Source organism: Microcella indica (assembly GCF_013414345.1).
GTDB lineage: Bacteria > Actinomycetota > Actinomycetes > Actinomycetales > Microbacteriaceae > Microcella > Microcella indica.
Genome location: NZ_CP058670.1, coordinates 2,155,003 through 2,168,565, shown reverse-complemented (window position 1 = coordinate 2,168,565; position 13,563 = coordinate 2,155,003). Strand labels below are relative to the sequence as shown.

General features: G+C 70.0%; 12 protein-coding genes and 1 riboswitch. Of the genes, 6 read left to right on the top strand and 6 right to left on the bottom strand.

The window, feature by feature from the left end; all coding sequences use genetic code 11:
• Positions 1–24 precede the first annotated feature (24 nt).
• Together dacB and HUJ41_RS10510 are read left to right on the top strand one after the other, a co-directional pair.
• Positions 25–1,458, top strand: a complete 1,434-nt coding sequence (gene dacB, locus HUJ41_RS10515; protein WP_179872514.1) for a D-alanyl-D-alanine carboxypeptidase/D-alanyl-D-alanine endopeptidase — start codon at positions 25–27, stop codon at positions 1,456–1,458.
• 25 nt (positions 1,459–1,483) lie between these two features.
• Positions 1,484–2,068: an isochorismatase family protein gene (locus HUJ41_RS10510; protein WP_179872513.1), complete on the top strand. Its 585-nt coding sequence runs from the start codon at positions 1,484–1,486 to the stop codon at positions 2,066–2,068.
• Between the two features lie 18 nt (positions 2,069–2,086).
• Here the strand turns inward: HUJ41_RS10510 and HUJ41_RS10505 are convergent, their stop codons facing one another.
• Positions 2,087–3,943, bottom strand: a complete 1,857-nt coding sequence (locus tag HUJ41_RS10505; RefSeq protein WP_179872512.1) for an ABC transporter ATP-binding protein — start codon at positions 3,941–3,943, stop codon at positions 2,087–2,089.
• A 76-nt stretch (positions 3,944–4,019) separates the two neighbouring features.
• Between HUJ41_RS10505 and HUJ41_RS10500 the strand changes: the two genes are divergently transcribed.
• The 4 genes from HUJ41_RS10500 to HUJ41_RS10485 all read left to right on the top strand — a co-directional run bounded on the left by HUJ41_RS10500 (position 4,020) and on the right by HUJ41_RS10485 (position 7,735).
• Positions 4,020–4,946: an ABC transporter ATP-binding protein gene (locus HUJ41_RS10500; RefSeq protein WP_224744459.1), complete on the top strand. Its 927-nt coding sequence runs from the start codon at positions 4,020–4,022 to the stop codon at positions 4,944–4,946.
• On the top strand, positions 4,943–5,785 hold the full coding sequence (locus HUJ41_RS10495; protein WP_179872510.1) for an ABC transporter permease: 843 nt from the start codon (positions 4,943–4,945) through the stop codon (positions 5,783–5,785). The genes HUJ41_RS10500 and HUJ41_RS10495 overlap by 4 nt, the downstream gene beginning before the upstream one ends.
• Positions 5,782–6,582 carry an ABC transporter permease gene (locus HUJ41_RS10490; protein ID WP_179872509.1) on the top strand — a complete coding sequence of 267 codons (801 nt, stop codon included), beginning with the start codon at positions 5,782–5,784 and terminating at the stop codon, positions 6,580–6,582. The genes HUJ41_RS10495 and HUJ41_RS10490 overlap by 4 nt, the downstream gene beginning before the upstream one ends.
• Before the next feature lie 229 nt (positions 6,583–6,811).
• Positions 6,812–7,735 carry a hypothetical protein gene (locus tag HUJ41_RS10485; RefSeq protein ID WP_179872508.1) on the top strand — a complete coding sequence of 308 codons (924 nt, stop codon included), beginning with the start codon at positions 6,812–6,814 and terminating at the stop codon, positions 7,733–7,735.
• 25 nt (positions 7,736–7,760) lie between these two features.
• Here the strand turns inward: HUJ41_RS10485 and ribH are convergent, their stop codons facing one another.
• The 5 genes from ribH to HUJ41_RS10460 all read right to left on the bottom strand — a co-directional run bounded on the left by ribH (position 7,761) and on the right by HUJ41_RS10460 (position 13,467).
• Positions 7,761–8,240, bottom strand: coding sequence for a 6,7-dimethyl-8-ribityllumazine synthase (ribH, locus tag HUJ41_RS10480; protein ID WP_179872507.1), 480 nt, complete (start codon positions 8,238–8,240; stop codon positions 7,761–7,763).
• The gene (gene ribB, locus HUJ41_RS10475) at positions 8,237–9,526 is read right to left on the bottom strand and encodes a 3,4-dihydroxy-2-butanone-4-phosphate synthase (protein ID WP_179872506.1); all 1,290 of its coding nucleotides are present in this window, start codon (positions 9,524–9,526) and stop codon (positions 8,237–8,239) included. The genes ribH and ribB overlap by 4 nt, the downstream gene beginning before the upstream one ends.
• A complete protein-coding gene (locus tag HUJ41_RS10470) occupies positions 9,523–10,143 on the bottom strand; it encodes a riboflavin synthase (protein WP_179872505.1) in 621 nt (206 codons plus the stop codon). The genes ribB and HUJ41_RS10470 overlap by 4 nt, the downstream gene beginning before the upstream one ends.
• A gap of 4 nt (positions 10,144–10,147) precedes the next feature.
• Positions 10,148–11,281, bottom strand: coding sequence for a bifunctional diaminohydroxyphosphoribosylaminopyrimidine deaminase/5-amino-6-(5-phosphoribosylamino)uracil reductase RibD (gene ribD / locus HUJ41_RS10465; protein ID WP_179872504.1), 1,134 nt, complete (start codon positions 11,279–11,281; stop codon positions 10,148–10,150).
• An 81-nt stretch (positions 11,282–11,362) separates the two neighbouring features.
• A riboswitch (FMN riboswitch) is annotated at positions 11,363–11,496 on the bottom strand.
• Positions 11,497–11,616: 120 nt separating this feature from the next.
• Positions 11,617–13,467, bottom strand: a complete 1,851-nt coding sequence (locus HUJ41_RS10460; protein ID WP_246299218.1) for a dienelactone hydrolase family protein — start codon at positions 13,465–13,467, stop codon at positions 11,617–11,619.
• Positions 13,468–13,563 lie beyond the last annotated feature (96 nt).

Sequence of the window (13,563 nt, the reverse complement as noted above, 5' to 3'; positions counted from 1 at the left end):
CGGCCCGAGGGGTACCATGACCGCATGACGGAGCCGGATGCGACACCGGGCCGCCGACGCCCCCGCGCTCTCCTGACAACTGCCCTCACGGTCGCCTTCGTGCTCCTCGCCACGGGCTCTCTGTTCACGGGCGTCGCGGTGGGCTCGGACGAGCCGGTGGCTGCACCGACGCCGACTCCGACTCCGACGGCCACTCCCGAGCCCGACCCTCGATCGGTGCCCGACGCGATCGTGGCGGCGCAGGGCATTCGCACGTGCTCGATCGACGCCCTCGCTCGGGATGGTCGCCTGCGTGACTTCTCCGGGTCGGTCATCAACGCGGATACGGGCGAGATCCTCTTCGAGCGCGCCGCTGACCGTCCCGTGCGCACCGCGAGCGTGCTCAAGGTGCTCACGGCCGCCGCTGCACTCGCGGTCCTCGGCCCCGACCACCGCCTGTCCACCCGAGTCGTCGACGGCGCGGAGCCGGGCACGGTCGTGCTCGTCGGCGGCGGCGATGCGACGCTCAGCAGGCTCCCCCCGGGGCAGGAGAGCTTCTACCGGGGGGCCCCGAAGCTCGCCGACCTCGCGGCGCAGACGGTCGCCGCCTACGCCGCCGCCCACCCCGACGCCCCCGCGATTCGCGAGGTCGTGCTCGACGCCACCTACTGGGACCCCGCCGACAAGTGGGACCCCTCGTGGGCGCGCAGCGAGCAGACGATCGGATACCAGTCCGAGGTGACCGCGCTCCAGGTCGACGCGGATCGTGCGAACCCCGTCGCGGGCACGAGCCCCCGCTCGACGGATCCGGTCGCCCGCGCTGGGCAGGCCTTCGCGCAAGCACTGGCCGCCGCGGGCAACCCCGGCGGCACGCCGATCACGAGCCTCGGCTCGGCGCCCGACACCGAGACGCTCGGGGTGGTGCGCTCGCAGCCGGTGAGCACGCTCATCCCTCAGATGCTCCTCACGAGCGACAACGCCCTCGGCGAGATGCTCGCGCGCGTCGTCTCGAAGAATCTGGGACTCGACGGCTCGGCGGCATCCCTCACCTCGGCCTTCCGCATCGCGCTCGACGAGTACGGAGTGCCCGTTACGGGCCTCACGATCCGCGACGGCTCCGGCCTCAGCCACCTCAACGCCGTGCCCCCCTCGTACGTGACCCGGCTCATGGTGCGCATCGCGAACGGCGAGGGCTCTCTGAACCACATCGCGCAAGGGTTGCCGGTCGCCGGCCAGTTCGGGTCTCTCTCGAGCCGTTTCACGGGTGCGAATGCGATCGCGCGCGGCGCCGTCGCCGCGAAGACCGGGTGGATCGACACGTCGTACTCCCTCGCGGGTATCGTGACCGCTCAGGACGGCACGCGCCTGACCTTCGGGTTCTTCGCGGTAGGCGAGGGCATTCAGGGCAACGCCCGGGCCGCCCTCGACACGTTGACCACGGGCGTGTACACCTGCGGCAACGCCCTCTCCACCACCTGACCGACCGATTCGACTTGGAGGCGACATGGCTCGCGCCCTGTTCATCATCGACGTGCAGAACGACTTCACCGAGGGTGGTGCTCTCGGCGTCGACGGCGGGGCGGCCGTCGCGGCGGCGATCACCGAGCACGTGCGGCGGCACCCCGACCTCTACGACGTCGTCATCGCCTCGCGTGACTGGCATGACGGCGATAACGACAACGGCGGGCACTTCGCGACGGATGCTGAACCCGACTTCGTGCTCACCTGGCCGGTGCACTGCGTGGCCGGCACCGACGGCGCCGAGTACCACGAGAGCATCGATACGGGCCTCATCGACATCCACGTGCGCAAGGGCCAGGGGGTTCCCGCCTACTCGATCTTCGAGGGGACGACCGACGACGGGCGCTCCGTTCCGCAGGCACTCGATGAGCTCGACGTGACCGAGATCGACGTCGTGGGGCTCGCGACCGACTACTGCGTGCGCGCCTCGGCCCTCGACGCCCTGCAGCACGGGCGAACCGTGCGGGTCCTGCGCAACCTGGTCGCCGGGGTCGCCGCCGAGTCGAGCGAGGAGGCGCTCTCCGAGATCGCCAAGGCCGGTGGCCATGTGGAGGTCAGCACCTCCTGAGCCACGGTGCGTGCCGGTCTACGTGAGCAGCTGGTGCTGCGCGAGCTCGCGATAGAGCGGCACGTCGCGCACGAGGTCCGCGTGCACGCCGGTGCCGATCACGCGCCCGTGCTCGAGCACGACGATCTGATCGCTGTCGACGACCGTCGAGAGCCGGTGCGCGATGACGATGAGCGTGCGATCGGCGGAGACGGCGTCGATCGCCTCGCGCATGAGCCGCTCGTTGACTCCGTCGAGCGACGACGTCGACTCGTCGAGCAGCAGGATCGGGGGAGCGGCGAGGAGTGCCCGAGCGATGGCGAGTCGCTGGCGCTCGCCGCCGGAGAGCATGACTCCGCTCTCGCCCACCTGCGCGTCGAGCCCCTCGTCGCTGCGCTGCAGCACCTCGAGCAGGTTGACGCGCTCGAGCACCGCGACGCAATCGTCGTCGCTCGCCGTCGGTGAGCCGAGCAGGAGGTTGTCGCGCAGGGTGCCGGCGAGGACCGGGGCGTCCTGCTCCACGTAGCCGATGCGGTTGCGCAGCTCGAGGCGATCGAGTGCGCGGATGTCGACCCCCTCCATGCGGATGACACCGCCGGTCGGGTCGTAGAAGCGCTCGATGAGCGACAGGATCGTCGACTTGCCCGCTCCGCTCGGCCCGACGAGCGCCGTGCGCGAGCCCTGGGGCACCGCGAACGTCACCCCGCGCAGAACAGTGGTGTCATTCCGGGTCTCCTCGCCGACCACTTCCGCGATGACCTTCTCCTGCTCGGTCTTGCGCGCGGCCTCCGGGTACCGGAAGTGCACGTCGTCGAACGCGATCGCGGCACGGTCGCCGGTCGCCGCGGCGGGCGCCACGTCAGCGTCGCCTTCCGCCTCGCTCGGCAGGGCGATGATCTCCTGGATGCGCCCGAGGGCTCCGAGCGCGCTGTTGACGCTCGTGATCGCCCCGAAGGCCTGCCCGAGCGGGCCGATGAGGAGGAAGAGGAACAGGATGAAGGCGACGAGCTCGGCGATCTCGATATCGCCGGCCGCGACGCGGTAGCCGCCCACGCCGAGCACCACGAGGAACGAGATCTGCAGCGCGATCGACGAGATCGGCACGACGAGCGCGGAGATCTTGGCGACCTTGATCCCTTGGAGCCACGCGCCTCGAGCATCCTCGTGGATGGTCGCGATCTCGCGCTCCGTCGCGTTCGCGGCGCGCACCGTGCGTACGGAGGAGATCGCCCGCTCGACCGCTGCGGCGAGGTCTCCCACCTTCTCCTGCGCCTTGCGGCTGGCGACGCGGATGCGCGCCGAGAGCAGCACGACGGTGACGACCGACACGGCGATCACGAGCACCGTGAGCAGCAGCAGCACGGGGTCGATGATGATCATCGCGACGAGGGCGCCGAGGAAGGTGAGGCTGCCACCGATCGCCTCGACGAGTCCCTGCGTGAGCACGGCGCGCAACAGGGTCGTGTCACTGCCCACGCGGCTCACGAGGTCGCCCGTGCGGCGCTGATCGAACTCGCTGATCGGCAGGTGCAGGAGTCGGCGCACGAGCGTGCGGCGGCTCGAGAGCACGACCCCCTCGCCCGTGCGCTGCAGCAGGTAGTGGCCGAAGCCGCTCAGGAGGCCCGCGAGCACGACGAGCCCGACGAGCAGCGCCACGAGAGCGCCGAGCTCGCCGCCCTCCTCGACCGTCGAGATCACCTGGGCGACGAGGAGAGGCTGCGCGAGGGAGGCGCCCGCGCCGAGCACGCTGATGACGATGACCCAGGAGAGCACCCCGCGGTGCTCGAGCAGGTAGGGCATGAGCTGGCTGAAGCTCGCGCGCGGGCCGTCGTCGACCGGCCTGCCGAGGAGGCTGCGTCGGGGGGTGGCGGGGGCCGGGTGTGCGCGCGAGCTCATGCCATGATCCTGCCCGACTCCGGCCATGAGCGAGCCGTGCGGCACTGTCAGCCGCCCGGGTCTAGGCTCTGATCTCGTGCCAGAGTCCGTCATCTCCGCGACCGCCCTCACCAAGACCTATGGTGGTGTCGCCGCCGTCGACAGCATCGATTTCGAGGTCGCGCCGGGGGAGGCGTTCGGGCTGCTCGGGCCGAACGGCGCCGGCAAGTCGACGACGATGCGCATGGTGGGTGCGGTGTCGACGCGTACGAGCGGCGACCTAACGATCCTGGGACTCGACCCCGAGCATCACGGGCCCGACATCCGCTCGCAGCTCGGCGTCGTGCCGCAGCAGGACAACCTCGACATGGATCTGCGCGTGCGCGACAACCTGCTCGTCTACGGTCGGTACTTCGGGCTGCCGCGGGCACTCGTCGCCGAGCGCGCCGACGCTCTGCTCGAGTTCGCCCAGCTCGCCGACCGGGCCAAGGCGAAGGTCGACGACCTCTCGGGCGGCATGAAGCGCCGCCTCACGATCGCGCGCGCGCTCATCAACGAGCCGCGCATCCTGCTGCTCGACGAGCCCACGACGGGCCTCGACCCGCAGGCACGGCACATCCTGTGGGACCGCCTCTTCCGTCTCAAGGAGCAGGGCACGACGCTCGTGCTCACGACGCACTACATGGACGAGGCCGAGCAGCTGTGCGACCGGCTCGTGGTCGTCGACAAGGGCCGCATCATGGCCGAGGGCTCGCCCGCTCAGCTGATTCGCGACCACTCGAGCCGCGAGGTGCTCGAGGTGCGCTTCGGCAGCGACCGCAACGCGCAGGTCGCCGAGCAGATCGTCGGCCTCGGGGAGCGCATCGAGGTGCTGCCCGACCGCCTGCTCATCTACAGCGCGAACGGCGAGGCTGACCTCGTCGCGCTCACCGAGCGGGGCCTGCATCCCATCACCTCGCTCGTGCGCCGCTCGAGCCTCGAAGACGTCTTCCTGCGCCTCACCGGCCGGAGTCTCATCGAATGACCACTGCAGACACGGCGAGCGTCGCCGATCGAGCGGATGCCCGGCGCGCGCTCGCCGCGGGCGTCGCGCCGCGCCGCTGGGGCAGCTGGTACGTCGCCGAGCACCGGCTTCTCGCCATGAAGGGCTACGTCGGCGAGGCGGTCTTCCAGAGCTTCGGCAACCCGCTCATCTACCTGTTCGCCCTCGGGGTGGGGCTCGCGAGCCTCGTGCCGCAGGGCGTCGCGGGGGTGAGCTACCTCGAGTTCGTCGCCCCCGCGCTCATGGCGACGGCGGCCATGACGATCGCGGCCAACGAGACGACGTACCCCGTGCTCATGGGGTTCAAGTGGAACCCCACCTTCTTCGGCATGAACGCTGCCCCGATCACTGGTGGGCAGATCGTCAACGGCATCATGCTCGCGATCCTGGCGCGCATGATCGTGACCGTCACGATCTACTTCGGCGTCATCCTCGCCTTCGGCGCCGTACCGTCCGCCTGGGGTGTGCTCGCGATCGGCTCTGCCGTGCTCACGGGCATGGCGATCGGGCTGGTGCTCTCGAGCTACACCTCGACCATCAAGGATGATCGCGGGCAGATGGCGATGATCCAGCGGTTCGGCATCATGCCGCTCTTCCTCTTCTCCGGCACGTTCTTCCCGCTCGAGCAGCTGCCGGTCTACCTGCAGCCGATCGGGTGGATCTCGCCGCTGTGGCACGGTGCCGAGCTCGGTCGGGTCGCCACCTATGGGCTCGAGGAGCCGCTGTGGCTCACCGTGACGCACGTGGGCTACCTGAGCGGCATCATCGTCGTGGGCCTGTGGGCGACGCGGCGGCATTTCGAGCGGCGGTTGAACCGATGACGGCCGTGCGCGCGCAGCGCGGCGCGCTGTACGCGGGCAACACGCGGGCGGTCATCCATCGTGGTCTTCTCGCGACCCGCAGCACCAACTACCTCGTCGTCTTCAGCGGGTTCTTCGAGCCGGTCTTCTACCTGCTCTCGCTCGGCATCGGCTTCGGCGCGCTCGTCGGCACCGTGCAGACGTCGGCGGGTGCTGAGGTGTCGTACGCCGCCTACATCGCTCCAGCCCTGCTCGCCGTGTCGGCGATGAACGGCGCCGTCTACGACTCGACGTGGAACGTCTTCTTCAAGCTCAACTACGCGAAGCTCTACCAGGGCATGCTCACCACCTCGCTGGGGCCGCTCGACGTCGCGCTCGGCGAGATCCTGCTCGCCCTGCTGCGGGGGGCCATGTACGCGGTCGGCTTCATGGTCGTCATGCAGATGCTGGGCCTGAACCTCGCGTGGACGGCGCTTCTGGCTCTGCCTGCCGTGCTCGTCATCGCCTTCGGCTTCGCGAGCGTCGGCATGGCCATCACGAGCTACTTCACGACCTTCCAGCAGGTCGAGTGGGTCACCTTCATCATGCTGCCGATGTTCCTCTTCTCGGCGACGTTCTACCCGATCTCGGTGTACCCGGAGGCGATCCAGTGGGTGATCCAGGCGCTGCCGCTGTGGCACGGCGTGGAGCTCATCCGCGGTGTCACGACGGGCGCACTCTCGCCCATGCTGTGGGTGCATCTCGGCTACTTCGGCGTCATGATCGCGGTCGGCATCGTCGTGGCGACGCGGCGTCTGCGCGCGCTCTTCCTGCGCTGAGACGCCGCGCACCGCGGTCGCCCCTGGGGCGGGCAATCCGACTCCGAGGCCTCTCCGAACAGTCAGTACCCCCGACCGGGGGTCGCCAGTCCTCGGCCGTTACCCCAGTTCGCGGGTGATCCGGTCGTTTTTCGACTGCCCGCACTTGGTGCGCGGGCGGCCGCGGGCATAGCGTGGCATCAGCAGCCGGGGGGCTGCCGGCAGGACCAAGCTTCGGGGGGAGCACAGCGTGTTGCGTTCACTATTTTCGGGGGCCGCCATCGCGGCGGTCATCATCGTCGCGATTCCCGCGATCCCGGCGGCTGTCACGGCCGTGCCGTCGATGGAGCCCGGTGGCGCGCCAAGCGCGAGCCTCATCGAGGCCGTGGAACCCGCCTCCGTGCCGACCCCCACTCCGTCGCCGACCGTGATGGATGCTGATGCCACGGATGAGCCGGCTGCTGCACCGTCGACGGAGGATGTCGCGAAGGACGAGCCTCACGAGGACGCGACCGATGGCGCGGGCGCTGCGCCTGCGCCCGAGCCGGAGCGCACGTCCTCCGGCGGGGCGACGTCCGCCGCGAGCGCGCCGGCCCCGGCGAACCGCACGGTCACCGAGGAATCCGATGTGGTCTACCGCGCGCTTCCCGCGCCCCTGCCGACCGAGCTCGCCACCCCCGCGTGCCCCGCTCCGATCTCCGGCAGCACCGCGGGTGCGCCGAGTGCGACCTCGGAGCTGGGTGTCGCCGGCACCACGAGCGAGGATCTGGCGTCGTTCGCGACGCGGTACAACCAGATCCGGGTGGCGAACTGTCTGCCGCCGGTGCCGTTTGGCAACATTCGGTACGACTCGTGCATGGAGCAGCGTCTGTTCTGGATGGCGGAGGATCCCAGTACGGATCCGATGAGTGCGTGGGGTCACATCGGGTCGCAGCGCAGTGATGGTGTGCCCAGTGTGGGCTGCGATGGGAACCTTGCTGGTGGGTCGGGCAACACGGGTGCGACGGTCGCGGATAAGTGGTGGGCTTCCAGTGGTCACCGGGCGTCGCTGTACAAGCCGGGCAACACCGGCAGCATGGCGGGTACGTGCATTCTGTTCGCGATGACGCACGGTGGTGTGCCGAACGAGCCGTACAGCTTCACGCGGGCCGCTGCGCGCTGGGTGAGCTGCTAACCGCCCGAGCCCTCGCCTTTCAGCGCTAGGCGCCGAGGCGACGCGCGGCGCGCAGCGCGTGCACGGCCGCGATGGCGGCGTCGGCGGCTTCGGCGCCCTTGTCCTCCTTCGAGCCGGGCAGACCGGCGCGGTCGAGGCCCTGCTGCTCGTCGTCGAGGGTGAGCACGCCGAAGCCGACGGGCTTGCCGGTGTCGAGCGCGACGCGGGTCAGGCCGTCGGTCGCGGCGGCGCTCACGTACTCGAAGTGCGGCGTGCCGCCGCGGATGATGACGCCGAGGGCGACCACCGCATCCGCACCCGCCTCGAGCACGGCCTTGCTCACCACGGGAAGCTCGAACGAGCCGGGGACGGCGTACTCGACGACGGTGGCGCCCGCGGCCTCGAGGGCACGGCGGGCTCCAGCGCGCAGGCCGTCGGAGATCTCGGCGTGCCATTGCCCGGCGATGATCGCGATCGTGAGGCCGGTGCCGTCGGTGGTGAGGGTGGGGGCTCCTGCGCCGCTCATGGGGTGGTTCCTTCCAGGGTGGAGAGCATGGGTGCGCTCGTGATGGTCTCAGGCAGTCGGTGCCCCATGCGGTCGCGCTTCGCGCCGAGGTAGCCCTCGTTGTCGACCCCCACACCGACGAGGAGCGGCACGAGCTCGCTCACCTCGATGCCGTACTGCACGAGTTGGCGCTGCTTCTCGGGGTTGTTGGAGAGCAGGCGCACGCGGTGCACGCCGAGGTCGTGGAGGATGTCGCCGGCGGCTTCGTAGTCGCGGGAGTCGGCGGGCAGGCCGAGGGCGAGGTTGGCGTCGAGGGTGTCGTAGCCCTCCTCCTGGAGGCGGTAGGCGCGGAGCTTGTTGATGAGGCCGATGCCGCGGCCCTCGTGGCCGCGCAGGTAGAGCACCGCGCCGCCCTCGCGCTGAATGGTGTCGAGGGCGGCGTCGAGCTGGGGGCCGCACTCGCACTTGAGAGAGCCGAAGGCCTCCCCGGTGAGGCACTCGGAGTGGACGCGCACGATCATGTCGTCGCGGGGCATCCCGCTGATGATGGCGACGTGGTCTGCACCGGTCTTGCGGTCCCGGTAGGCGCGCATGGAGAACGGCCCGTGGCTGGTGGGAACGGTCGTCTCGACCTCGAAGGAGACGCTGCTGGGGCGCGTGCTGCGCGGCTCGGCCGAGGCCGGCACATAGGTCTCGCCGGAGTTCAGGAACGCGATGAGGTCGACGATCGTGATGACCACGAGCCCCTCCTCCTCGCCGAAGCGGATCAGCTCGGGCAGGCGCATCATGTCGCCGGTGTCGGCGATGACCTCCCCGATCGCGGCGACCGGGCGCAGGCCGGCGAGCACCATGAGGTCCACGGCGGCCTCGGTGTGCCCGGCGCGCTCGCGCACCCCGCCGGGTCGGGCCCGCAGGGGCACGATGTGGCCGGGGCGGTGCAGGCTCGCGGGGGTGGAGGCGGCGTCGGCGAGCACGCGCAGGGTGCGGGCGCGGTCGTTGGCGCTGATGCCCGTGGTGAGGCCCTCGGCGGCGTCGACGGTGACGGTGTAGGCGGTGTGGCGCGGGTCCTCGCTCTCCCTGTCCGGCACCATGAGGGGCAGGGCGAGGGAGTCGGCGATCTCGGCCGTCATCGGCGCGCACAGGAATCCGCTCGTGTGGCGGATGGACCACGCCACCCACTCGGCGGTCGCGAGCTCGGCGGAGATGATGACGTCGCCCTCGTTCTCGCGGTTCTCGTCATCCGCGACGAGCACGGGCCGGCCCTGCCGCAGTGCGTCCAGCGCCTCAGGAATGGTGCCGATGCTCATGAGATGCCTTCTCTGTCGTGCGCGCCGGCCCAGAAGTGGGCGAGGCGAGCGATGTGCCGGGCGAGGATGTCCGTCTCGAGGTTCGCCGCGTCGCCGACCACGAGGCTGCCAAGGGTGGTGGCGCTCAGCGTCTCCGGGATGAGCGATACCTCGAACCAGTCGTCGCCGACGGCGCTGACCGTGAGGCTCACGCCGTCGACGGCGATCGAGCCCTTGTCGACGACGAGCGGCGCGTGCGCGGCGTCGAGGGAGAAGCGCACGACGCGCCACTGGCCTGCCTCGCGCACCTCGAGCACGGTCGTCGTACCGTCGATGTGCCCTTGCACGATGTGACCGCCGAGGCGGTCGCCGACAGCGGCGGCGCGCTCGAGGTTCACGGCGGCCCCCGCCGTCCAGGAGCCGATCGTCGACATCGCGAGGGTCTGGCCCATGACGTCGGCCGTGAACCAGTCGGCGCCCTGCTCGACGACGGTGAGGCACACTCCCATCACGCTGATGGAGTCGCCATGGGTCGCGTCGCTCGTCGCGAGGGGTCCGCGCACGGTCAGCCGTGCGGCGTCGCCGTGGGGGGCGAAGGCGACGATCTCGCCGAGCTCTTCGATCAGTCCGGTGAACATGGTGCTACCTCTCCTCGAGGGTCGAGCGGTCGGCGGCATGAGGGCCGGGCGCGGGGACGGGGCGGGCGGTCACGAGCAGGTCGGTGCCCAGGGACTCGACGGAGCGGATGCTCAGCCGCAGTCCCTCCGCGATCGTGCCGATGCCCAGGTCGTCGAGGGCGAGCCGCGGCCCGCCGAGCAGCAGGGGGGCCAGGTACACGAGCACCTCGTCGACGAGCCCGGCGCGCAGGAACGCGCTCGCGAGGGTCGGGCCGCCCTCGACGTAGAGGCGGCGCACGCCGCGCTCGGCGAGATCACGCAGTGCCGACTCCAGGTCACGATGGCCCACCTCGATGAGGCCCGCCGGGTGTTCGCGCAGTCGCGCGGTGGCGGGTACGGGTGTCTCTCCGAAGACGACGGGGAGGGGCTGGTGAGGCAGCAGCTCGCCGCCGTCACCGCGAGCCGTGAGGGAGGGGTCGTCGGCGAGGACGGTGCCTGTGCCGACGGCGATCGCGTCGTGGGCGGCGCGCTGATCATGCACGCGCTGGCGCGACGCGGTGCCGGTGATCCACTGGCTCGAGCCGTCGGCCGCGGCAGTGCGACCGTCGAGGGTCGACGCCCACTTGACGGTGACCCACGGGCGGCCCAGCCGCACGCTCGTGAGCCACGGGGTGAGCAGGTCGGTCGCCTCCTCCGCGAGCACGCCGCCGATGACCGGGATGCCCGCTGCACGGAGGCGCTCTGCGCCGCCGCCCGCTCGCGCGTCGGGGTCGTCGATCGCGTACACGACCCGCGCAATGCCCGCGTCGATGAGGGCCTGGGCGCACGGGCCCGTGCGGCCGGTGTGGTTGCAGGGCTCGAGCGTCACGACGGCGGTGAGGCCCGCGGCGCGAGGGTCGGACGAGGCCAGCCCCTGGGCGGTCAGATCGCGAGCGTCGTCGAGCTGGGCGAGAGCATCCACTTCGGCGTGGGCGGTACCGGCGCCGCGATGCCAACCCTCCGCGACGATCTCGCCGTGCGCATCCAGTAGCACGCAGCCGACTTGGGGGTTCCCGCCCGTGATCGGGCCGTGCTGTGCGAGATTCAGCGCGTGACGCATGGCGGCCTCGACGCGCGCGTCGAATGCCGCGTCGTCGTGCGGTGCGTCTGTGCTGGTCATCCGCTGGTCTTCCCGGTTCCTCTGTGTCTGCGGAGTTTCCGCGTTCAGGAGTTTCCGGGGTCGCGTCGGCAGGCTGCCGCTCGCGTGTTCCTCCCCTCCGGACTCTCACCGTCGGTACCGGAATTCCACCGGTTCAACCGTTCGCGACTGCTCGTCGCTCGCGGGTCGCGGACTCTCACCGCCGGCTCGGACTTTCACCGACCCCGGAACACGTTCTTGTCTTCAGGGTAGTCAACATCGCTCGTGCTGGAGTATTCCCGCACGTGGGCTGGGAAGTGCCGGCACGGCGATGGCCCCCGCGCAGTGCTGCGCGGGGGCCATCGGGTGTGCTGGCGCTAGTAGGTGATGACCAGCGTGTTCGACACCGAGATGAGCACCACGACCGTGGCGTTCAAGAACCCGGCGATGTACGGGTTGCCGGTCGCGCGGTACAGCTTGCGCGACACGATCGCCGTCACCGCGAGGATCAGGATCACCGGGAACAGCCAGATGCTGAAGATGCCCCCGAAGCCCGGGATCAGGTTGCCCGTGATCGCGAACGTCGTGTACTGCGCGACGACGAGGATGATCGGGCCGAGCGAGTTCGCCAGGGCGAGGATCGCCGTGTTGACCCACTCGCGTCCCGCGATCGTGACGCGGTTGAACGCGTTGATCGCGATCGAGTTCGCCACGAAGTAGATCAGGAACAGCGGCAGCACCACCAGGGCGTAGCCGAACTTGTCGGGGGTGAACCACTTCACGCCGATCACCCAGAGTCGGAAGTCAGTCTTGAAGAGGTAGTCGACCAGGAACACGACCGCGTACATGAGGAACACGGTGGTGAGGGCCAGACCGATGCCGTGGAAGAAGTTCTTCCAGCCGGGCAGCACTCCCGAGCCGCGCAAGCTCATGCCGGACTTCCGCCCGAAGGCGACGTAGGCGCCGATCATGATGATCGCGGCCGCGAGCCCGTTGATCGCCGCCCACGCTCCGATGAAGAACACGGAGCCCGTGGGGATGAACGAGGGTACGACGTTGAACGTGATGCCACCGATGACCGGGTTCTGGCTGACGAGCACGTAGCTCCACGCGGAGATCACGACCGAGACGACGAGTCCCGCCCAGAACCAGATCTTCGGGATGCGCCCGGCGAGCGGCGCGATCTCGTTCGGCGCGACGGCGAGCCGGCGGAAGGCCGACGTCGTCAGAAGCGCACGCGGGATCGCGACGAGCATGATGCCGAAGCCGACGAGGCCGAGGGCCGTGAAGAACTCCTTGAGCTGCCAGAGCTGGTTGCCCGCGTCGAGCGGCGTCGGCGCCGGGAGGGTCTCCTCGAAGTAGTCGACGAGGTGCCCGACCGCGGTGCTCGAGGTGGTGCTCCACGGGTGCGTCTGGGCGAGGGAGTAGATCACGCGCACCGCTTCGGTGCCGTCGACGTTCTCGGTGTAGATCGTGCTGCCCTCGCGCTCCTCGGTGAGGTCAGCGGGGTCCGCCCCGAAGTTGAGGAACGACTGCGCGTTGGGCGTGCCGAGGTAGTCCCGCGGCGCGGTCAGCTGGTTGCCGTCGGCGTCGTAGCTGCGGAAGAAGAACTCGTCGTACTGCGCCTGGATCAGGCCGACGTCGCGCGAGCCGTAGACATTCGTGTAGAGGCCGTCGCCGTCCACGTACAGCGGGTCGTTGTCGACCAGCAGGATCGAGGAGATCAGCGGGTCGCCTGAGGCGTCGTCGATCGGCACCGAGAAGTTCGCGGCGCGGGCGCCGTTGGAGTGACCACTCACGCCGATGGCGTCACGGTCGACGTAGGGCAGGTCGGCCATGAGCAGCACCGCGTCGTACATGCCGGTGCCGCCGACGGCGAGCTCGTCCGCGGGGAGCGGGTCGGAGTTGCCGTGGCCGTACATGTCGATCGACATGACGACGTAGCCGCGGCGCGCGAGCTCGACGTAGTTGGGCGTCTGCATCTCGCGGTTGTTCCACCACCCGTGGCTGACGACGATGCCGGGCGCCGGGTTCTCAGCGGTGGCGTTCGCCGGCGTGAACAGAAGGGCGTTGAGGGTGCGGCCGGAGGCGGTCTCCCACTTCAGGTCGTCGACCTTGACGTTGCCGCCCGAGGTCTGGACGAGTGAGGCGCCGATGCCGGAGATCAGGGCGAAGATGAGCGCGAGGACGAGCCAGAAGCCGTTGCGCTTGAAGAGTGCTTGTCTCATGTCGAGTTCAAACTCCTTTGTTGTGAACTGTCACGCGCCTTACGGGGCAATGCGCTGCGGGAGCGCCGTGACCGGGGTGGACAGACGCTGAGGAAG